Origin of the sequence: Lysinibacillus halotolerans, assembly GCF_003711845.1 — a bacterium.
Taxonomy (GTDB): Bacteria; Bacillota; Bacilli; order Bacillales_A; family Planococcaceae; genus Ureibacillus; species Ureibacillus halotolerans.
Map to the genome: position 1 here is coordinate 63450 of NZ_RHLQ01000009.1, position 19506 is coordinate 82955.

The 19506-nt window shown below is 33.2% G+C and carries 31 protein-coding genes; 30 read left to right on the forward strand and 1 reads right to left on the reverse strand.

The features are described from left to right. The first annotated feature begins 59 nt into the window (after positions 1–59). The 5 genes from EC501_RS05550 to EC501_RS05570 all read left to right on the forward strand — a co-directional run bounded on the left by EC501_RS05550 (position 60) and on the right by EC501_RS05570 (position 2300). A complete protein-coding gene (locus EC501_RS05550; protein WP_122971303.1) occupies positions 60–386 on the forward strand; it encodes a helix-turn-helix domain-containing protein in 327 nt (108 codons plus the stop codon). A 105-nt stretch (positions 387–491) separates the two neighbouring features. After that, complete coding sequence (locus EC501_RS05555) at positions 492–767, forward strand: helix-turn-helix domain-containing protein (RefSeq protein ID WP_122971304.1); 276 nt, start codon at positions 492–494, stop codon at positions 765–767. After that, positions 758–1003, forward strand: coding sequence for a hypothetical protein (locus EC501_RS05560; RefSeq protein ID WP_122971305.1), 246 nt, complete (start codon positions 758–760; stop codon positions 1001–1003). The genes EC501_RS05555 and EC501_RS05560 overlap by 10 nt, the downstream gene beginning before the upstream one ends. Before the next feature lie 158 nt (positions 1004–1161). Continuing rightward, positions 1162–1554 carry a replication terminator protein gene (locus EC501_RS05565; protein WP_241559280.1) on the forward strand — a complete coding sequence of 131 codons (393 nt, stop codon included), beginning with the start codon at positions 1162–1164 and terminating at the stop codon, positions 1552–1554. 35 nt (positions 1555–1589) lie between these two features. After that, positions 1590–2300 (forward strand): hypothetical protein, encoded by a 711-nt coding sequence (locus EC501_RS05570; RefSeq protein WP_122971306.1) that lies wholly within the window; start codon positions 1590–1592, stop codon positions 2298–2300. 253 nt (positions 2301–2553) lie between these two features. Here EC501_RS05570 and EC501_RS05575 read toward each other — a convergent pair whose 3' ends face one another. Further along, positions 2554–2745 carry a hypothetical protein gene (locus EC501_RS05575; RefSeq protein ID WP_122971307.1) on the reverse strand — a complete coding sequence of 64 codons (192 nt, stop codon included), beginning with the start codon at positions 2743–2745 and terminating at the stop codon, positions 2554–2556. Between the two features lie 172 nt (positions 2746–2917). Here EC501_RS05575 and EC501_RS05580 point away from each other — a divergent pair, with 172 nt between their 5' ends. From EC501_RS05580 to EC501_RS05705, 25 genes are all read left to right on the forward strand, one after another. Then, on the forward strand, positions 2918–3130 hold the full coding sequence (locus EC501_RS05580) for a hypothetical protein (RefSeq protein WP_122971308.1): 213 nt from the start codon (positions 2918–2920) through the stop codon (positions 3128–3130). Positions 3131–3156: 26 nt separating this feature from the next. Further along, positions 3157–3795, forward strand: coding sequence for an ORF6N domain-containing protein (locus tag EC501_RS05585; RefSeq protein ID WP_122971309.1), 639 nt, complete (start codon positions 3157–3159; stop codon positions 3793–3795). A gap of 4 nt (positions 3796–3799) precedes the next feature. Then, positions 3800–4756 (forward strand): hypothetical protein, encoded by a 957-nt coding sequence (locus tag EC501_RS05590; RefSeq protein ID WP_122971310.1) that lies wholly within the window; start codon positions 3800–3802, stop codon positions 4754–4756. Between the two features lies 1 nt (position 4757). Then, positions 4758–4997, forward strand: a complete 240-nt coding sequence (locus EC501_RS05595; protein WP_122971311.1) for a hypothetical protein — start codon at positions 4758–4760, stop codon at positions 4995–4997. Further along, a complete protein-coding gene (locus tag EC501_RS05600) occupies positions 4994–5476 on the forward strand; it encodes a YopX family protein (RefSeq protein WP_158599671.1) in 483 nt (160 codons plus the stop codon). The genes EC501_RS05595 and EC501_RS05600 overlap by 4 nt, the downstream gene beginning before the upstream one ends. Positions 5477–5564: 88 nt before the next feature. Then, positions 5565–6137, forward strand: a complete 573-nt coding sequence (locus EC501_RS05605) for a hypothetical protein (protein WP_122971313.1) — start codon at positions 5565–5567, stop codon at positions 6135–6137. Further along, complete coding sequence (gene ssb / locus EC501_RS05610; protein ID WP_122971314.1) at positions 6134–6664, forward strand: single-stranded DNA-binding protein; 531 nt, start codon at positions 6134–6136, stop codon at positions 6662–6664. Before EC501_RS05605 ends, ssb begins: the two co-directional genes overlap by 4 nt. Before the next feature lie 36 nt (positions 6665–6700). Continuing rightward, positions 6701–7258: a dUTP diphosphatase gene (locus EC501_RS05615; protein WP_122971315.1), complete on the forward strand. Its 558-nt coding sequence runs from the start codon at positions 6701–6703 to the stop codon at positions 7256–7258. 15 nt (positions 7259–7273) lie between these two features. Beyond that, complete coding sequence (locus EC501_RS05620) at positions 7274–7531, forward strand: hypothetical protein (protein ID WP_122971316.1); 258 nt, start codon at positions 7274–7276, stop codon at positions 7529–7531. A gap of 82 nt (positions 7532–7613) precedes the next feature. Beyond that, positions 7614–7832, forward strand: coding sequence for a hypothetical protein (locus EC501_RS05625; RefSeq protein ID WP_122971317.1), 219 nt, complete (start codon positions 7614–7616; stop codon positions 7830–7832). Positions 7833–8311: 479 nt separating this feature from the next. Next, positions 8312–8533, forward strand: a complete 222-nt coding sequence (locus tag EC501_RS05635) for a hypothetical protein (RefSeq protein WP_122971319.1) — start codon at positions 8312–8314, stop codon at positions 8531–8533. 145 nt (positions 8534–8678) lie between these two features. Further along, entirely contained in the window at positions 8679–8840 is a 162-nt protein-coding gene (locus EC501_RS05640) for a DUF3954 domain-containing protein (protein WP_122971320.1), read from the forward strand. A gap of 94 nt (positions 8841–8934) precedes the next feature. After that, the gene (locus EC501_RS05645; protein ID WP_122971321.1) at positions 8935–9120 is read left to right on the forward strand and encodes a hypothetical protein; all 186 of its coding nucleotides are present in this window, start codon (positions 8935–8937) and stop codon (positions 9118–9120) included. Positions 9121–9144: 24 nt separating this feature from the next. Next, a complete protein-coding gene (locus EC501_RS05650; protein ID WP_122971322.1) occupies positions 9145–9690 on the forward strand; it encodes a sigma-70 family RNA polymerase sigma factor in 546 nt (181 codons plus the stop codon). Continuing rightward, the gene (locus EC501_RS05655; protein ID WP_122971323.1) at positions 9687–10244 is read left to right on the forward strand and encodes a site-specific integrase; all 558 of its coding nucleotides are present in this window, start codon (positions 9687–9689) and stop codon (positions 10242–10244) included. The genes EC501_RS05650 and EC501_RS05655 overlap by 4 nt, the downstream gene beginning before the upstream one ends. Before the next feature lie 219 nt (positions 10245–10463). Further along, positions 10464–10907 (forward strand): Panacea domain-containing protein, encoded by a 444-nt coding sequence (locus tag EC501_RS05660; RefSeq protein WP_122971324.1) that lies wholly within the window; start codon positions 10464–10466, stop codon positions 10905–10907. 233 nt (positions 10908–11140) lie between these two features. After that, entirely contained in the window at positions 11141–12811 is a 1671-nt protein-coding gene (locus tag EC501_RS05665; protein WP_122971325.1) for a hypothetical protein, read from the forward strand. A 78-nt stretch (positions 12812–12889) separates the two neighbouring features. After that, positions 12890–13255: a hypothetical protein gene (locus EC501_RS05670; protein ID WP_148037798.1), complete on the forward strand. Its 366-nt coding sequence runs from the start codon at positions 12890–12892 to the stop codon at positions 13253–13255. Positions 13256–13349: 94 nt separating this feature from the next. Beyond that, the gene (locus EC501_RS05675) at positions 13350–13589 is read left to right on the forward strand and encodes a hypothetical protein (RefSeq protein WP_122971327.1); all 240 of its coding nucleotides are present in this window, start codon (positions 13350–13352) and stop codon (positions 13587–13589) included. A 295-nt stretch (positions 13590–13884) separates the two neighbouring features. Continuing rightward, positions 13885–14214 (forward strand): HNH endonuclease, encoded by a 330-nt coding sequence (locus tag EC501_RS05680; protein WP_241559281.1) that lies wholly within the window; start codon positions 13885–13887, stop codon positions 14212–14214. A 162-nt stretch (positions 14215–14376) separates the two neighbouring features. After that, the gene (locus EC501_RS05685) at positions 14377–14904 is read left to right on the forward strand and encodes a P27 family phage terminase small subunit (RefSeq protein ID WP_122971328.1); all 528 of its coding nucleotides are present in this window, start codon (positions 14377–14379) and stop codon (positions 14902–14904) included. Beyond that, positions 14888–16561, forward strand: a complete 1674-nt coding sequence (locus EC501_RS05690) for a terminase TerL endonuclease subunit (protein ID WP_122971329.1) — start codon at positions 14888–14890, stop codon at positions 16559–16561. The genes EC501_RS05685 and EC501_RS05690 overlap by 17 nt, the downstream gene beginning before the upstream one ends. Before the next feature lie 14 nt (positions 16562–16575). Beyond that, complete coding sequence (locus EC501_RS05695) at positions 16576–17733, forward strand: phage portal protein (RefSeq protein ID WP_122971330.1); 1158 nt, start codon at positions 16576–16578, stop codon at positions 17731–17733. After that, positions 17730–18473, forward strand: a complete 744-nt coding sequence (locus tag EC501_RS05700; protein ID WP_241559282.1) for a head maturation protease, ClpP-related — start codon at positions 17730–17732, stop codon at positions 18471–18473. Before EC501_RS05695 ends, EC501_RS05700 begins: the two co-directional genes overlap by 4 nt. Before the next feature lie 36 nt (positions 18474–18509). Then, positions 18510–19506: phage major capsid protein (locus EC501_RS05705; protein WP_122971331.1), on the forward strand; the 997-nt coding region annotated here is incomplete at its 3' end.

Below are 19506 nucleotides of genomic sequence, written 5' to 3' on the forward strand. Positions count from 1 at the left end.
GGAAGGCTGTTGCACAAACAGCCTTGTAGATATGAGGATACATTAGGGGGGCATATTAAGTGGACGTTAAAGAAATGGTTCAAGATATTGATTCATTGGAAATTCAATTGCTTGAAAAAAAATTAGCGTTAGTTGTAGAAAGAGCATACCAACAAGGTGTAGAAGATGGGCAAAGCAAGTACAAATATCCTGAACTACTTAAACAAGAGGATTTGGTTGAAATTCTTCAAGCCGAACTACCTACTGTAAGAAAGCTTGTAGCAAGAAGAGATTTTCCAAAATTCGAACATACACGTGCAAGATATCCACGTGATGCAGTATTTGAATGGATTAAACGAAATTCAACTGATTACGGTACTAATCTTTTACGCTTCAAAACAAATTAAAGGTTGGGCATTACCTCTATTAATTTCATTTTATAAATTTATGTAAAAACTTACCATACAGCCCACGTATAATATACATCCTATGTATAAAAAGGGGTGAGAATAATGGAAATGGATGTTGGGTCACTTATAAAAAAGTGTCGGAAAAAGGCAAAAATGTCACAGGAAGCATTGGCTCATTTGATGCATACGACACAAGCAACAATTAGCAGAGTTGAAAAGGGACTAGTTACAGTTGAGGCAAAATTCTTAGTTAAAGTTTCAAAGGTAACAAACTCAGAAGACGTTGTTATTGCTTCATTGTTTAGTGCAGATGCAATTATGCAAGCAGCTCAATTAGTACCTATGTTTATTATTGGAGGCTTTAGATTATGGATTTAAAACAAATCAATCAAAAAATCGTGACTGAAAATCTATGTTACGAAGACTTAATTGCAAGGGCAGATGTTTATAGAGAGCGTGGCGATTGGAACATGGCAAGGGAGTTATTGAAAGACGCAATTAAATCTATCAATGCACTACAAGAATTAGAGAAACGCAAACAACTACATATCATGCCACATTATTTAAAAAGAATTGGTGTGGTTGCGAAGGTGGTGAAAAGATTTGCGAATTAAAGTTAAAGCCTGGAAGTATCTAACGCCAGATCAAAAGTTGGCATTGCTAAAATCCAGAGCAAATAAAAAAACTGCTTAATCGGTGCAACGATTAAACAGCTTTCGTGAAATCTTATGTGACTAAAACAATTATACCACAAAAAACGGAGGAAAAAAACATGCAAATGATTAACTTAGATTCTTTCGCTGGCGGAGCATTAGCAGAAAAACTCAACATAGAACTTCAAAAAGTACTTACAAATATAGCTGATCCAAACACCGACCACAAAAAGGTTCGTAAGGTGCAAATGACCATGACATTAAAAGCGAATGAACAAAGAGGTCTAGCTACAGTCATGGTTGATGTAAAATCAACGCTTGCACCAAGCAAAGGTGTAGAAACGCAAATGATGATTGACCTTGATGGAAAAGGAAACGTTGTCGGTGCTGAATTAAAAAGCGGTATACCTGGGCAAACGTATTTCGATAACGAGGGAGTAAAAACGGATACTGGACAACCAGTTGAATCTATTGAAGAAACGAAACCTACTAAAGTTGTTCAATTCAAGTAATACCATATAAAAATAATAAAAAAGGATGATGAACTATGTTAAAAAGCGCAATGGAGTATTTATTAAATCTTAAACGCCCAGAGGTTGTTGAAGTGGATGGACAAAAGTTCGCTACAGTTGACCTGCAAAGAATTAAAGAACAGTCGAATGTCGCTACGTTAGAAATTAATACACTAACGGGTTTAGTAGATTACATCAAATCTAAATTTGATAGAAATTCAAAATTAATGATTCACGTTAAATCACCTACTGAAGTTTACTTATTTGATTCTTTAGATAGTACTAATGATCGTCGTCACTACCTTAAAGCTAAGGCACTTCTACCACAAATTACATTCGAAAGATTTATGGATCGTGAAAGATTCCAAATTATGATGCAAGCAAACTTTGTAAACAACCTTGATAAGGAAACAGTTCTTCAAATCGTTAGCAACATTGTTGAAGATACAGGGGCAGAAATTAAAGACAATGGTCTTTCACAGCAAGTAACTGTGAAAAAGGGTGTTGCTTCAATTGGATATGAAATGATTCCAGGTCGAGTGACTTTAAAACCTTTTAGAACGTTTGCAGAAGTACCACAACCAGAAAGCGAATTTATCCTTCGATTAAAAGAAGGTGCACAAGTTGCACTATTTGAAGCAGATGGTGGAGCTTGGGAATTAAATGCAATTCACAGTATCAAAGATTACTTAGCTTCCGAATTAGCAAAAGAAATTGAAACAGGCGAATTATTCATTATCGGTTAAGTTAATGCGAGTGCGAGATAGTCTCGCTCTCGTCAAGCAGTTCACAATCTAAAATAAAACAAAGGAAGGTGAAAACACACTTCCTTGCTCTAATAACCCTATAAATGATTGTGAGCTGCTTGATGGGATTCCATCAAAAGGTAGGTGACAAAGATGAATGAAAGTAAAAAATCCTCACAAGTTGTTGGAACAACGAGTGAGGAGAAGACTATTAACAAAGTAGTTAAAGTTACTGTACTAATGGATGGTAAAGTTATTGGTCATGTTGTGGAAAATCTCGCTTGAATATTTCTAAGTATTCCTTGTACAGAAATAAGTATTCACTGTATGGATCAAATTTAATTTCGTTATTCCCTTGATTTGCTTGTTCTTGGATCACGTGTCTATATCTGAAATCCAACGTATACATCGCTAAATCATGAGCTCTTTGTTCATTCGTTAGCATATCTATCACCTACCTTTCTACTAATAGTTTAGCAGAAAGGAAAGTATTTAAAGTCATAAAAAAACAGGTGCAATACAGCACCTGCAATTACCTGATTGTTTTAGCGGACACTCAGAAAATAAATTTTCTTTAATTATGAACCAAACTATAAAAAATATCAAGGAGCGATCATATGGAAACTTACATTCAACAATTAAAACAATTTTTAACGGACGAAAAGGAAAAATTAACTGACTTAGCTCTAGATGTAGCAAACGCTAAGAATGATTATAAACTTGCTAAAGCCAAAGCTATTTATTCAACTCAATTAGCACGTGTTAGTGGCATTGAAGACACTTTAAATATGGCGTTAAAAGTTGAAGAAAAAGGGCTTACGTCAAAATGACGTTACCCTTGTGAGGGGGAGTTAAAATGCAGCAATTACAAGTATTAGAGCATTTGGATAAAAGGGTACTAACTACTCAACAAATTGCCGAGGCATTTGGCACAAAAGCAAAAGTTATTACTCGTAATTTTCAACGTAATAATGATCACTATGAGCAGGGTGTACATTATTTCGCCTTAACTGGTGAATCTTTAAAGCAATTCAAAGGCTCACGTCGAGATGACGTTACCCTTAAATTTGTATCAGTACTGTACTTATGGACAGAACAAGGAGCATGGCTTCATGCCAAATCACTCAATAGCGATAAGGCTTGGCAAGCATACAACATGTTGATTTCAAGCTACTACCAAATCAAGGAGCAACTTGAGGAAGTGCCTCAAACACTAGCAATTTCTTATAAACAATTTCAGCAAATTGAAAGGAGGGTTGAGACTTTGGAACAACTCGTAAAAAATGCAACGTTACATTCAGGTGAACAATTAAGATTACGTAAAGCCGTAGGGGCACGTGTTTGTGAATTGACAGAAAATCAAGGCGCTAGACAAGCCTTGTTCCGTTCCATCTATGCAGCTCTTAAAGAACGTTATCATGTAGGCTCATATCGAGATATTAAACAATATCAACTTCAAGATGCACTACGTTTTGTCGAAAAGTGGGGGAAATAAAATTATGAATCTATTAATCAATGAACCACCGTTGCAGGTGTTACCAACACTTGCAACAAAAATTGGCTTAAACAATGCGATTGTTGTTCAGCAAGTGCATTACTGGTTGCGTATTTCAAATAACATTCGTGATGGACAAGCTTGGGTGTACAAATCCATAGACGAATGGGCAGAACAGTTCCCATTTTACTCAAAACGCACCGTTCAAAGGATTATTGCAGAGTTAGAGAGCAAAGAGATTCTTGTCGTAGGTAACTTTAATAAGCTGAAATTTGACAGAACAAAATGGTATCGAATTGATTATGAAAAACTCGAAAACCTATGTAATGGTGCATTACTACAAAATGACATTATCGAAGATGACAATTTGTCATTAAGGAATGCGCCAAATTGTCTAAATGAATCACGACAAAATGACGTAATGGACAATGACAAAATGGCAGTATCTGAACATGACAAAATGGCAGTACCAATAACCAGAGAATACACAGAGAATACTACAGAGAATACAACAGAGAAAAAGAAAAGTCGCAAACAAGTTTACGACGAATCTTCTGTACATTATCAATTAGCAAAATCGCTTTATGAAAAAATATTAGTTGATGACCCAAGCTTTAAAGAGCCTAACTTACAAACTTGGTCAGATCATATTCGCTTGATGATGGAACGTGATGGTCGAACGGCGGAACAAATCGAATATTTAATTGAGTGGTCACAAAACCATACTTTCTGGAATTCTCATATTCTATCAACCAAGAAATTAAGGGAAAAAGCCACTACCTTGATAAAACAAATCAAGGCTGAAAATGAAAAGAAATCCGCACCTAAAAAATACAATAACGGACGAACAGAAATACTTCCTGAATGGTTTAACAAGCGTGATCAACCAAATTCACAATCCGATGAAGTAATAGATTTTGAAGCTGAGAGACAAAAAATATTAGCTAAATTGGAGGGGTAATATGCAATTTAGAAAAAATGGGATTCCTATAGATGTTCCAGATCAACGCCCAAAGGTTGTTACAAAAACCTTTAAAGGTCACGAAGATTTTTATAAATACAAAAAATATGCAACTTTAACAGGTTTTGAGGATGGTTGTAAGGTGATAGCTACTGCACCTATAGAACATCCAGAGTTTAAAATGCTTCTAGATAGGGGTTATCGAGTAATTGAAACCTGGAAAAGGAGAGATATTGCGTGAGTAAGATTAAGTTTCGCGCTTTTATAAAGTCAACTAAAGAAATTGTAGATGTCGAATGGATTGATTTTATAAACAAACAAATCACATATCACCGAATTGACTTTAAAGATTTCGGATTAGTAAGCAGTGCATCTTTTGAAGAAATAGAACTCATGCAATACACAAATCTCAATGATCGTAATGGGAAAGAGATTTATGAAGGGGATATTGTTAAGTACTCTTTTAAAGATGGAGAAGATATAAATACTCGTGTATTAGAAATTTTCAATGATGGAGTGAATTTCAAAACGAAAGAACTGTATCGAAATTATTGGTTAGAAAAAATAGATGGTGTTTTAAAAATTAAACATGGACATTTAACAAAATACAAAGGAGAAACAAATCTACTTTGTAATGTATCTGGATTAGTTATTTATTGGTATGAAGTTATCGGCAACATCTACGAAGATAAGCATTTGTTGGAGTGTGATGCAGGATGAACACTATCGGAAATATAGGTGTAATTATCCTGACGATTTGGGGAGTAATTATCATGTTCAAAACGGAATGGGAAGGGATGAAACGGAAATGAAAGAGGATATCCAATTTTTAAAAGAACTTCAGGCAACTTTGAAACACGAAGAAAAACATGATAATGATAGTCAAGCTTCACCACGTTTTTGGGTAATTAGAGATTATCGTGTAGTGCCAGCAAATGAGGATTATGATAATGGTTTTTATTCGTATTTCTATAACGATGGGGATCTTACAGAGTTTCGTGAGTTCGAGGAACTGAAAGACTTTATCGAGGAGTATTTTTTAGATGAAGTTGAAAGTGACGAATATTTAGAGGAACTACTTGATGACAAAAGTAAAGATTTAGATACTTTATGGGCTTACATTGAGAATCATTTAAATGATGATGGATTCTTTAGCAAAGTTTTCTGTAAGCGAGAAGAATTTATTGTGCCAGATACAATGTTCTTAACTAAAGAAGAAGCTAAACGTCATCTTGAATTAAATCATTATCACTACACTTCAAAAGCTCATACCTACGCTATGACAGCATGGAGAGCCCCGAAGGTTGGAAAGCTGCTAAAGATTTTAATGAATTTCGATTGGGATAGTGTCAAATTCCTAGAAAGTGAGGAAACAGCATGATAAATCGAGTTGTGTTAGTTGGCCGACTTACAAAAGATCCTGAATTGCGATATAGCCCATCAGGTATAGCAGTGTGTCGATTCACTGTCGCAGTAAATAGAACGTTCTCAAACCAACAGGGAGAACGGGAGGCAGACTTTATTGGATGTATCGCATGGCGTAAGCAAGCTGAAAACCTAGCAAATTACATGAAGAAAGGTAGTTTGATTGGACTTGAAGGCCGAATCCAAACTGGTAGTTTTGAGGGACAAGATGGGAAAAGGGTATATACAACTGATGTAGTAGCAGATAGTATTCAATTCTTAGAGCCACGCTCAAACAATTCAGATGGCTCAAATTCGGTTTCAAACTATCAACCTAGTGCAAATTATCAATCACTAACACAAACGCAAAATACGGGGCAATATGGGGGTCAAACATACCAACAGAATTATACAAGAGTAGATGAAGATCCGTTTGCAAGTAGCAAGGGGCCAATTGAAGTGACGGAGGATGATCTCCCTTTTGATTACCGGCAAGTGAGATAGCTTGCCGTATGTATAAAAAATGAAGGAGCAAAAGACATGAACTTACAAAAACTATTTGAAGCACAAAGAGTATTAGATGAACACATATTGAATGAGCATCCAGTACAAGAAAATGAAAATCGGTTGGAGAAAAAGATTCTTGCCTTACAAGTTGAGTTAGGTGAATGTGCGAATGAATGGCGAGGGTTTAAGTTTTGGTCAACGGACCAGGAACCGAGAACAAGAAAGTATTTAACAGATTACACAGAACAAGATAGTCACTTGGGTGTGGGTGCGGTATGGGTCAACCCATTATTAGAGGAATACGTTGACTGCTTACATTTTATTTTGAGTATTGGGCTAGAAATAGATGCCGAAGAGGATTTAGATTGGGATGCTTTTTATTCTAATGAAACTGATGTAACTAAACAATTCCAATTGGTTTTCACCACTATATCGGAATTTAGCAAATCTCACTTTGTAGCCCACTGGCGAGAATTATTCGAAGAATTTTATTGGTTAGGTGATTTACTGGGCTTCAACTGGAAGCAAATCTGTGAAGCTTACCTCGAAAAAAACAATATCAATCACCAACGGCAGGAGGCGGGGTACTGATGAGGTGATATTTAGATGCAGCAACTAACATTCGACTTTGAAATTTGGTATGAAAATCCTAAAGATTTAAGACTATTTCCAGAAGGTTCTTATTTACATTTGTATCATATTAGTATAGAAAACCGTGTCATTGATGGTCTTTATAAAATAATCAAGCACTATAAAAAGTCAGTTGATGTTTTATATCACTATAAATACAACAAAGATAATTGGACGTTTGCAAGTACCAATATAAAGCATTCAGACATAGTTAGATTTAAAGAATGGAACTGAATTTTTAAAATGAAATAAACAACCTTTACACGTAACTATCTTATTAATATCTTATCTGTAAGTTTAGAGAGGAGAAATTCAAATGAAATTTCATCATGCTAAACATTTATTGCGAAAAGCGTTGAAAGAACAAAAAACGATCCAGGTAGAAAAACTAAAAGAAATCTTACAATCCATTCATTTCAGTTTAGATACTCTTGAATACGAAATGAAGATCGTCAAAACGAAAGATGGGAAACCTACAGTTATAGAATACGGTGGGCAACGATTTGTAAAAGATTTTGGGAAAAGGGGTAGATAAAAGGAGAAATAATTTAAATGTCAATATTATACATAATTATCTTATAAATAACTTATGTGTAATGTATTGGAGGGTAATATGGGTGTCATAGATAAACCAAAAAGAATATTAGCTTGTGAGAGACAAAAACTTTTGTGGGAACTGCATTGCAAGGAGATTTGTATTACTCGAACTGATAGATCGAATGAACCTTGTGATGGTTGCCCAATATATAGCAAGCTCTTAAAAATTGGAGAGATATTCAATTCGACTGTAAGAGAAAGAATTGAGGTAGAAGAGTGAGGTGATAATACTTCATACGAACTAAGAAAGTGGTGGAATCATGAATAGCTATGTTGAGGCTTTACTTAAGGATTTGGAAACAAGTGATATAAGCGACCAAGAAAAAGCGTTGTATGAAAAAGAAATAGAGCGATACATTAAGCACAGGGAACTGCGATTACAAAAGAAGCTTCGAAAACACCAAGGAGGTATATTAGTTGCTTTCACAAATGAATCTGTACGAGGTACTAGGATTAGAAAGTGATCCGGTATATAAAAAAATTAATGGTTTGAAAGAAAATGAAGAAGTTAAAATTGAATCATTTAACATTAGAAAAACGGACAAGTTTTACGAAGTTGAAAATGAGGAACTTCATGAAGGATTTAAAACAAAGGAAAAATGTTATTTCTTTATTAGTTCAAAGTTACAAACAGTATAAAAAATAGAAAGGATTCAGTTGCATTAACACTTATTTTTACCACAACCACAATAATTTACGACAAATAAAAAAGCCGTAGCAGCAACTACGACTCTCACTCTCTTGCTATAACTCGACATTATTATTATAGCAGGAGAGTGGTTGAATGGGCAAACAACTACAAGATTTGCAAGATGGAATTTACTTAGTGAAAGATGGGCAAATGAAAAAGGTGCAAGCACCAACAACAGGTTTCGGTAAAACTATAATTAGTTGGGAATCAAATAAACCAACTAGAGCAGTACACGAATGTAGCGAAAAATTATAAGTCTATCGGAACAACCGAGGACATCGAATTTTGAGAGTATGGGCACTCTCATGATTTGATGTCCTTTTTATTTTGTGAATAGGGGAGAGTATATATGACACGCACATTACAGGAGCAGCTAATTAAAAATGGACTTGCTATTAAACCAATGAAGAAGAGAAAGAAAAAAAGTAAATCGCAAAATTTTAAAGAGAAGTTAAGCAAGAGAGAAATTGAGGCGCTAATGGGAATTAATAGAGACATTTATAAACGTGTAAAAGGTTCATTTCGAAAAAAATAATTAAGTTAGGCAGGTGCAGTATAAGTGATTGATTTATTAAAAGAATATCAAGCTAGTTTAATTTTCACAGAGGATAAGCTGAGGGAAATACAAAAGCAAATTCGATTTTATAAAAAGCAAAAACATTTAAATTCCACTGGGAAAGAACATCTACTTATGCTGCAGCATGATGAAAGAATATTAAATGCTGCTTTAAGAACTATTAACTTTACTATCGAATGGTTAGCAACAGGTCGGCAACCAGGACTAATGAGAGGCATTGAAAGAAGAGCAGTTTATCAAAGAGAAATGAAAAGCGAAAGAAATGTAATACATTTCAAGAGCTACGATCAATACAGTCATGATAATCCATCATCAGATGAAATCGAGGAGGATTCTTATAAATCTCAAATAGCAAAAGAAATTGTATCTTCTTTAACAAAACGCCAACAGGAAATATTAGAACTTTATGCACAAGGCTTTAGTTTTGAGGAGGTTGGTGAGATGTTGGGGATAACAAAGCAAACTGTCTGGGAGACTATTGAAACTTGTAAAAAGAAAATCGAAAGTGAAGGATGGGTAATGTCATGAGATATGTAGAGCCTATACGTGAAAAAGATTGGTTAGAGGAATTTCTAAATTACTTTAAGGAAAATAGCATGAGAGATTACGTGATGTTTATGGTCGGGATTCATACAGGTTTACGTATATCAGACATATTGCCATTAAAGAAGAGAGATGTATTGGGGACACATATTATGATTTTTGAAAAAAAAACTGGTAAACAAAAACGGTTTATCATTCCAAGTCCTTTAAGAAAGGTATTAGACGAGTATATAAAGGATTTACGAAATACTGACTATCTTTTTGAAAGTCAGAAAAAAACAAATACAGGCAAGCCCAAACCAATTGATAGAACTAGAGCTTACCGAATTATACAAGAAGCTGCAGAGGCTATTGGATATCCAGAGCCAATTGGTACCCACTCAATGCGAAAGACATTCGGATACACTTTTTATTCTAAATATAAAGAAGTTGCTTCGCTTATGAAGATATTTAATCATTCAAAAGAAACAACAACGCTTTTTTATATAGGGGTTGGCCAAGATACCTTGGATGAAAAGATTGCTGGATTATACCGATAATTAATATTATTTTATTTTATTTCATTTGTGAACAAATTTTTATTGATAGCATATGATGAACAAACTGAAATAAAATGCTTTAAATTGGGTATAATACTTTTAACCAAAACAGTCAGTTTTAAAACAAAACGTTAAATTATAATACAGAATAATACAATTTGATACCTTGTAATACTAAATAAGACTATATATAATAATATTAAGATAGGAGGGATTAAAATGGCAGATGTTAGAGATGTTGCAAAATACTTTATTTCTTTAAGTACAGAAACAACAAAATTTGCTATTACTCCGTTAAAACTACAGAAATTGTTATATTATGCTCAAGGGTATTATTTAAGAGAAACAAGTAATCCACTTTTTAATGATGATTTACTAGCCTGGGATCATGGGCCAGTTAATCGAACAATCTATGATGAATACAAAAGACATGGTTACTATACTATTCCACGTGAGCCATTTGATGATTCTTTATTAACAGAGAAAGAAAAAGAAATTATCAAAAATGTTTGGTATGAATATGGAGATTTGGATGGTAAAACGTTAGAAGAATTAACTCATCAAGAAGATCCATGGTTATTTACAAAAAAAAATCAAGTTATAGAAAAAGAATTAATTAAAAAATTTTTTTCTGAGCAGGTAGAACATGCATTAGTACGTTGATATGATAACTTCGGGCGATATTATCGCCCTTTTTGTTTACATTTTTTTATTACCATATAATACATATTAGAAAGTGGTGTACAGAAATTAAACAGTATTTTAAAGTAATTATTCATTCTAAAACATATATTTATTTAAAAACATACATCTCAATATGTTTTCAAAAAATAAAAGATATAATAAAAACCCACTTCCTATTGCTATTTTTTGCTATAGGGGGAATTACTTTCTTATTGGACTGGAGTTTATCACTTCTTAATACACCTCCGAAAGTTTTAACAGATTCGTTAGGTGACTTAATCAATGCAATAGGCATTAGTAATATTAATGATAGACATGTTAAAACAGTTATCACTACTATTATTAGTTCTTTAACAATTATTATCTCATTATTATCAGCAATTTATGTTTTTACATCTCGAGAGCAAAAAAGTGTGTCCCCTTCAGCTTCGACAAATAATCGAAAAAATGAGCTGTTGATTTTTGTTGTGTGTTTAATGCTTTTTAATATTTTCTTCGGTTTTTTAATTATTAGTACATATACAGGGCAATTAAATAACCAAAATTATAGAGATTCATTACAAATAACAAAAGAGGTATTTTGGAATGTAATTATTCTCTGTATAGGCCTCGTACTTTTACTGCATTATATTATTAAATTTATTAGATATCTTTTTAGAACAATGAGTTTAGACAATATGCTTGTTGATTCAATAAATCATGCTTCGAAATTATTTGACACCATATTATCAATGGATAGAGACATAAAGTTTGAAGATTACTTGGACAAATTATACAGGAAATTCCATTTTAGTCTTGAAAGTGTCTATCAAAATTTAAAGTTTGTTGCTGATAATGATATGAATAAAGAGTTTGAAGAAAATATTGAGAAATTTAAAAAGATGTTTAATAAATTAAAGGTAATGGACCGTAAAGGTTTTCAAGCTTCTACTAGGCTATTAAAGGAAGAACCTGAGAAGATAATTCCGTTATATCATTCTGCAATCAGAAGTAATTTATCATTAATTGGTAACTTATTGAAAAATAAGCAATACAATAAAGCAAAAATGGCTATCTCATTATATTTTAATTTGTACATTGATAATGATCATTTATTAGTTAAAATATTTAAAATAAGTTTACATGATTTAGTTGATGTTATTGATTTGGAAGATGAAAAGCAACTATTAATTTTTCTAGAGGGTTTAAGTAGATTGCCTGAAGAACAAACTTTGATTACTTATAAATATCTGTTAATGAAATTAATAACTAATGATCAAATAAAAAGCATAACTAATATTGTATATGATTATGACGTTAAAGATAATAGAAATAAGACGTCTCTTTTGGTCATTTTATTACAAGGTTTAGTTAAGAGTATAGAGATATCAAACTATGAAATTACGGGATTTTTAGTTAAATACCTTGTGACTAATTATTCAGGCCGTGATTTAAATCGAGGCTTGTTAATATTAAAAAATAATAAAACTGCTTTTACTAAAGTTCTAGAGTATGAAAGAAATATTGAAGGAATAAGTGAAAATGATGTTTTCACAATGAAAATTAATGAAGAAACATTCGAGTATTGTTTTAAAAAAGCAACTATACTACTTTTTGGACAACATCTATTTTCAGTAAAAAGCAATTTGTGGTTTGTTAATAAGTGGGATAGTCAGGGGAATGAAATAAAATTAAAAAGTGAATTTAACAACTGTACTTACAGCGAATATATAATAAATAAAATCATTAAAGCATCTAATAAATACGGTCTACTTTTCTTTGATGATATATTAGTTATGAAAAAAATCTATCAAGAAATTGGTGTACCTTACCCGAAAGTTGAAAATAATAAAAATGCTACTAATTTGTTTAGATTCAGAATAAAAAAACCTCAAAAAAGTTAGTTTAATCTATTTATACTGCAGTACTAATACTAGTTGTAAACAAATTATTTGCCACCTAGAATTATAGATTGAAGGGCGATGTCAATATTGGTCTTAGAAAGTTATGTATTAGAAGATTTAAATAATTGGTATGTAGAAGTCGAGAATGAATTAGCAAAAATTCAAAAGGTTATTGATGAAAAGAAAAAAAGAATGCGTATTATTGAAGCGAGATGGGATATTATAAGAAATTCTTTTGATGAATTAGAAGATAACCTTGAACAAGAGGAAATAGAAAAACAATGGAACTTACATGGCAGACATTTAGAAGATGAATATAACCTTTTAGAAATTGAATTATCGGCAACAAATTCAGAAATTGTAGAGAAAAAGAGATCATTAGAAGCAATAAAATTAAATATAGATAAAGTAATTAAAGCTAGTGTCATAAGTCACGATCTATAAGATCGTGGCTTTTTTTAATTTAAAGAAAAATACTTAGAAAGTAGTTCTTTTTAATTATATAATTATAAAAAGTATAGAAAAGGTGGTGGGTTTTTTGCCTCGAGTAGATTTATCTTTTATGTCTCAAGGTGCAGAAGTTATTCGAAATCATATACTTATTATAGGTGGAATAATAATCTTAGTAATAGGTGTTCAATTAATTATTTATAAATTAATCAGAATGCCTAGATGGTTAGAGAAGATCATGTTTACATGTGTAACCATCGGAGTTTTTGCTTTGGTTGTAGTTAGTATATATATTCCGGGAATTGCAACAAAGCTAGGGTTAAATTAAAATACAAAGGCCGCACTCATTATGAGTAGCGGCTTTTTTTATGTTTATTTTAATAGAAATTTAATTAATTTTAAAGAATAATATTTGCACCCACAACCCTTTAACACAACATAATTTAGGAACTGTGCGTTTTTAAATAAATAATTTTTAAAATACAGTAATAACAAGAATGCAACGGCAAAAATAAAACGCAACAGAATTATAGATATGTTGTGTTATAGGGTGCACTACCTGACGAATGCCACTTATAAGTGAAAGGGAAAAACGTTTTGAACTATGAAAAGGAGCGTTATACATGATTAGTCAGAAACGTTTTAAAGAGCTTATGAGATACATTCATGAGGGCAATCTCATGAAGTTTTATAAGTCTCGTGAATGGATGAGGCTTAGACTTCAAGCACTTGAGCGTGACAATTATGAATGCCAAGAATGTAAACGTAAAGGTAGGTATCGTAGAGCACAGTGCGTTCATCACTTAAAAGAAGTTAAAGTGGTTCCGATATTAGCCTTAACTCTTAGTAATCTAGAAAGCTTATGTAACTCTTGTCATAACAAGATGCATGATCGTTATGGGACAATCATGGTCCAACAAGGAAAAAGATTTGTTAACGAAGAGAAATGGTAAACCAAAAACAATTTTATACCCCCCTTAAAAAAATTCGGCTTTTTTTCGGGGGACAATTCAACGGAGGGGGGCGATGGGAAAAAATATTTTTTCATTTCCTCACGTGAGTTCGATTTGCATACAAGTTGCAACTAGTAGTTAGGGGTGCAAGGTGGTGGAGAGATGGAAAAAAAGAATCATGAACAAGCGTTAATCGATTATAAAAAAGGTTTGAAATACAAGGAAATTGCGGAAAAGTACGATGTATCTATTAATACAGTGAAAAGTTGGCATCGACGTTATGATTGGGCCAAAAAAATTACTGAAAATGATGAAGATGAAGAACAAAATAGTAATGAATTGCACACAAAAACGGTGAAAAATGAAAAATACAAACGCACCCGTAAAAATATTGAAGCTAGTTTACGGAAGCAATTGGAAGAAAACGGGATAGTACAAGCTCACTATAGCGATTTAATAAATGATTATATGTCTTTATGGGATGTAAAAAATAAATTGATCGCAGATATTGAAGAACGTGGAGTAACGGTTTTAGTGGTAAATGGTCGTAGTGTTAATAAAAAGAAGAATGATAGCGTGACGGAGTTGAACAAAACCAATGCACAAATGTTAAAACTTCTTAGTGAGCTAGGCTTAGATGCTTCAAAAGTAGAAAAGCCAGGTGGTGATGATGATGGTGACGACGTGTAATTCACATGAATTCATAGATACGTATTTTGATTTAATTGAATCTGGGAAAGTGGCTGCCTGCGAAGAACAGTTTCTTCTAAAAGATTACATCCTTAAAATACTGGCTCGTGACGATGTGTATATTAACCACCAAATGGTTAATGATAGCGTTGAGATACCAGCAAAGTATTTTCCATATAAACTATTTGACTGGCAGAAGTTCGTGAATGTTTTTATATTCGGTCTACGTTGGAAATCAGATGATTCATTAGTATTCGATAGGTACCTTCTTTATATGGGGCGTGGTGCTGGTAAAAATGGATTCTTTTCATGGGATTCTTTTTTTATGATGACAAAGCAGCATGGAATACCAAATTATCATATTGATATTGTGGCAACATCAGAGACGCAAGCAAAAACGTCATTTGAAGATGTATATAACGTATTGGAAGAGAAAGCAAACTTAAAAAAATTGAAAAATGCTTTCTATCGTTCAAAAGAAAAGATTCAAAATAACGCGACAAAAAGCACGTTGACTTTTAATACATCAAATGCTCGAACTAAGGATGGTAAGCGTTCAGGGTGTGTTGCGTTTGATGAAGAGCATGAATATAAAGATTACGAAACTATCAAAGTTTTCACTTCCGGTGGGGGTAAAATAAAAGATTATAGGGAATTTCATATGTCTACTGATGGGAAAGTTCGAGGAGGCCCGTTAGATGATTTAAAAGAAGAAGCACGTGCAATCTTACATGGTGAAATTGGAATTGAGGAATCTTCTTTATTTCCGTTTATTTGTAAATTAGATGATCCTAGTGAGGTTGACGATTTTAAAAATTGGGAGAAGGCAAATCCTTCATTACCATACAACGTTAATTTACAACGAAAAATGAAAAAGGAATATAGTCAAATGCAACGAAACGCGGCTATTCGTATTGAGTTTATGACAAAGAGAATGAACTGCCCAGTTGAAGATACTCGTTTTGAAGTTGCTTCATATGAGGATCGTTTAGCAACAAATCAGCCTGTTCCATATGACAAACTAGAAGGGTTAGATACAATCGGCGGTGTTGACTTTGCAGATGTTCGAGATTTCTGCTCAGTTGGATTATTAGCCAAATACAATGGGAAACGTTATTGGTTACACCATACGTTTATTCACCAAAAAGCATTAGAATTACAAGACATCAATAAGGATATTGTACAGATTGCTCTGGATAAAGGACTTGCAGAAATAGTTTATGGTAAGTCGATTCCACCAGAAAAGATAGTTGCTTGGTTTGTTAAACAAGCAGAAACGTTTTATATAAAGAAAATCTCTTTAGATACTTATAGAGCCAGGATATTAGGTCCAGCACTTAAAGAGGCAGGTTTTGAAGTGGAAGTCTGTCGTACAGGGAAATTTACACACTCTCAATTATCACCATTAGTTGATGATATGTTTATTAATCAAACATTAGTTTTTGGCGATGATCCATTAATGCGATGGTATGTCGGAAATGTTTATGTAGATTACCTGGATAATCAAAACAAAGAATACAAAAAAATAGATCCTGAAAAGCGAAAAACAGATGGTTTTTTCGCTTTTTTACATGCACTGAATTTTGACTCTGAATTAGAGGACTATGGAGACATTGACTATGAATCTTTAGCAGAGTTCAAACCAATTGTTATTTAGAAAGGGGTGGTACCATGTCAATGTTTGGTTGGCTAAAAAATTGGAATCCATTTTCGTCAAATAAAGATTTAATGAACATTGTTGTACAACTTACAGTTGCAGACTCATATAAACGACTAGCAATAGATGCATGTGTAAATTTAATTGCTGACGCATTTGCAAGATGCGAGTTTAAAACGATGGAAAATAACAAATCGGTGAAAAAAATTAACTATTACCTAATGAATGTAGCGCCTAACCAAAATGAAAATGCAGTTGAATTCTGGAAAAAGATAATTTACAAACTCTATTACAATAATGAAGTATTGGTAATTCCTCAAAATGAAATGTGGTATGTCGCTGATAGTTTCGACAAAGAAGAATATGCATTTAAAGAAAATACTTACTCCGGTGTGACAATAGGAGATTTGAGTTTAACTAAAACTTTTAAAGAAAGCCAAGTTTTCTATTTCAAACTAAATAACGAAAACGTGATGAATGTTATAAACACACTATATTCGGACTATGGTTCTCTTATTTCTTCTGCTAGAGATATTTATAAGCGTTCTAATGCTAAACGACTAGTATTAAAAGGGGATTTCTTAAGACCACAAAATGACAAACGCCAAGAACAAATTAACGAGATGCTTACAGCTCAATTTAAACCTTGGTTGGAAGCTAATAATGCCGGAGCTATTTTTCAATTACAGGATGGTTACACACTAGAAGATTTAAGTGGTAATGGAAAAAGTGGAGCAAATAAAAACGATAGTCGTGACGTTCGCAATTTAGTGGATGATATATTTGATTTTGTTTCCTCAGCCTTACATGTGCCACGGGGATTAGTGAAAGGTGACGTTGTGAACGTAAAGGAGTTAGTTAATTATTTCTTAATGTTTGGATTGCTACCACTAATCGATTTGATTTCAGCAGAAGTCAATAAAAAATGGTACAAGCAAGAAGAATATCTAAATGGCAACTATATAAAAATAGATGCTACGAATATTAAAGTGACAGATTTATCTGACTTAGCAACAGCACTAGATAAGTTGTTTGCTATTGGAGGATTATCGATTAACGACATTATTGAGCGAATCGGTGGGGAACGAATTAATGAGCCGTGGGCAGATAAACGATATGTCACTAAAAACTATTCTGATGCCTCTGCATTAGAAGGAGGTGAAGACATTTGACGAAACGTCGTTTTAAAAACAATCCGTACAGCAATACGTACGGACAAAAACATATAACAAATCAGTTTGAAGCAACAGCTTCTGAGAATGTTGCGAAACTAATTATTTATGGTGACATAGGCGAAAGTTGGTGGGATGATAATTCAACATCAGCAAATGATGTTGAAAATGCCTTAAAAAACATTGATGCCGATGAAATTCATGTACACATTAATTCTCTTGGCGGAGATGTATTTGATGGTATTACTATTTATAACCTTTTAAAAAACCATGATGCAAAAGTTATTATCCATATAGATGGTGTTGCAGCATCTGCAGCTTCTTTAATAGCCATGTCTGGTGATGAAGTGATTATGAATACGGGTTCTATGATCATGATTCATGAGGCATCAACATGGGTTTGGGGTACCAAAACCGATATTCAAAAAACATTGAATGCATTAGAAGGTATTGATAAATCCATTGCCAATATTTATATGACTAGATTCAAAGGTGAAAAAGAAGATGTAGAAAAACTCATCGTTGCTGAAACTTGGTTTACAGATGAAGAAGCTGTAGAAGTAGGTTTTGCAGATAGTGTTGGAAATACAACTCAGTCAGAAGAAGAGGAAGAGGAAGAAGAAGAACTAGATCCGTTAGAAGTAAAAAATAGCATTCTTGCAAAATTCCGAAATAAAAAACCAGAGCAAAATGAAAAACAAAATATTCTTAATAAATTCAAGCGCAACTCAAACGAGTAGCGTTTTTTATTTTAAAAAAATAGGAGGGCAAATAATATGCCAGGAATTTTAAACCCAGATCAAAATATGCAAGCACAAAATGAAATGAAGTCTAATATCGTTGCAGCTTTACAAGAAGGGGACACAGAAAAATTTGCAAATGCTCTAGTGGCGCTTGCAGGTGGCATTCAAAACCAAATATTACAAGAAGCACAGTCATTGGTTACAAACGAAATGAGCGATTCTCGTATCTTAGCTGAGCGCGGTATACGTCCATTAACTTCTGCAGAACAAAAGTATTACAATGCTGTTATTAACAATGAAGGTTTTGGCGGAGTTGAAGAGCTTGTACCCGCGACGGTAATTAATCGAGTATTTGATGAATTAGAACAATCACACGCTTTATTACAAGCAATTACTTTTGTAAATACAACTGGTGTCACTAAATGGATTACTAAAAACGGTGATGTAAACCCAGCATTTTGGGGTAAATTAACAGACGCAATCAAGAAAAAACTTGATAACGGATTTAATGTTGTTAATACAAATCTATATAAATTATCAGCTTATTTACCAGTCGCTAAATCAATGCTGAACTTAGGACCTGAATGGTTAGATAAATATGTTCGCGCGGTATTAGTAGAAGCTTGTAATATCGCTTTAGAAACTGCTGTTGTTTCGGGTACTGGTAAAGATGAACCAATTGGAATGATTAAAGATTTAAATGGAGCGGTAGTAGATGGTGTATATCCTGATAAAACAGCAACAGCATTATCAGATTTAACACCAAAGTCACTTGGTAAAAATGTGATGTACCCTCTTACTAAAAACGGTAAAAGAAAAGTGAGTAACGTCATTTTAGTTGTTAACCCTGCAGATTATTGGGAAAAACTATTCCCTGCTACAACAGTTTTAACAGCAGATGGAAATTATGTTTATGGGGTATTACCAATTCCGGCAACAATTATAGAATCTGTTGCAATGCCGGTTGGTAAAATGGCAGCGGGAGTTGCAGCTGATTACTTCCTTGGTGTAGGTTCTTCTCAAAAAATTG

Excerpts from the sequence above, each read along its gene's own strand:
- EC501_RS05555 (WP_122971304.1), top strand. The coding sequence starts at position 492 with ATGGAAATGGATGTTGGGTCACTTATAAAAAAGTGTCGGAAAAAGGCA.
- EC501_RS05560 (WP_122971305.1), top strand. The coding sequence starts at position 758 with ATGGATTTAAAACAAATCAATCAAAAAATCGTGACTGAAAATCTATGT.
- EC501_RS05565 (WP_241559280.1), top strand. The coding sequence starts at position 1,162 with ATGCAAATGATTAACTTAGATTCTTTCGCTGGCGGAGCATTAGCAGAA.
- EC501_RS05570 (WP_122971306.1), top strand. The coding sequence starts at position 1,590 with ATGTTAAAAAGCGCAATGGAGTATTTATTAAATCTTAAACGCCCAGAG.
- EC501_RS05575 (WP_122971307.1), bottom strand. The coding sequence starts at position 2,745 with ATGCTAACGAATGAACAAAGAGCTCATGATTTAGCGATGTATACGTTG.
- EC501_RS05580 (WP_122971308.1), top strand. The coding sequence starts at position 2,918 with ATGGAAACTTACATTCAACAATTAAAACAATTTTTAACGGACGAAAAG.
- EC501_RS05585 (WP_122971309.1), top strand. The coding sequence starts at position 3,157 with ATGCAGCAATTACAAGTATTAGAGCATTTGGATAAAAGGGTACTAACT.
- EC501_RS05590 (WP_122971310.1), top strand. The coding sequence starts at position 3,800 with ATGAATCTATTAATCAATGAACCACCGTTGCAGGTGTTACCAACACTT.
- EC501_RS05595 (WP_122971311.1), top strand. The coding sequence starts at position 4,758 with ATGCAATTTAGAAAAAATGGGATTCCTATAGATGTTCCAGATCAACGC.
- EC501_RS05605 (WP_122971313.1), top strand. The coding sequence starts at position 5,565 with ATGAAAGAGGATATCCAATTTTTAAAAGAACTTCAGGCAACTTTGAAA.
- ssb (WP_122971314.1), top strand. The coding sequence starts at position 6,134 with ATGATAAATCGAGTTGTGTTAGTTGGCCGACTTACAAAAGATCCTGAA.
- EC501_RS05615 (WP_122971315.1), top strand. The coding sequence starts at position 6,701 with ATGAACTTACAAAAACTATTTGAAGCACAAAGAGTATTAGATGAACAC.
- EC501_RS05620 (WP_122971316.1), top strand. The coding sequence starts at position 7,274 with ATGCAGCAACTAACATTCGACTTTGAAATTTGGTATGAAAATCCTAAA.
- EC501_RS05625 (WP_122971317.1), top strand. The coding sequence starts at position 7,614 with ATGAAATTTCATCATGCTAAACATTTATTGCGAAAAGCGTTGAAAGAA.
- EC501_RS05640 (WP_122971320.1), top strand. The coding sequence starts at position 8,679 with ATGGGCAAACAACTACAAGATTTGCAAGATGGAATTTACTTAGTGAAA.
- EC501_RS05645 (WP_122971321.1), top strand. The coding sequence starts at position 8,935 with ATGACACGCACATTACAGGAGCAGCTAATTAAAAATGGACTTGCTATT.
- EC501_RS05655 (WP_122971323.1), top strand. The coding sequence starts at position 9,687 with ATGAGATATGTAGAGCCTATACGTGAAAAAGATTGGTTAGAGGAATTT.
- EC501_RS05660 (WP_122971324.1), top strand. The coding sequence starts at position 10,464 with ATGGCAGATGTTAGAGATGTTGCAAAATACTTTATTTCTTTAAGTACA.
- EC501_RS05670 (WP_148037798.1), top strand. The coding sequence starts at position 12,890 with ATGTCAATATTGGTCTTAGAAAGTTATGTATTAGAAGATTTAAATAAT.
- EC501_RS05680 (WP_241559281.1), top strand. The coding sequence starts at position 13,885 with ATGATTAGTCAGAAACGTTTTAAAGAGCTTATGAGATACATTCATGAG.
- EC501_RS05685 (WP_122971328.1), top strand. The coding sequence starts at position 14,377 with ATGGAAAAAAAGAATCATGAACAAGCGTTAATCGATTATAAAAAAGGT.
- EC501_RS05690 (WP_122971329.1), top strand. The coding sequence starts at position 14,888 with ATGGTGACGACGTGTAATTCACATGAATTCATAGATACGTATTTTGAT.
- EC501_RS05695 (WP_122971330.1), top strand. The coding sequence starts at position 16,576 with ATGTCAATGTTTGGTTGGCTAAAAAATTGGAATCCATTTTCGTCAAAT.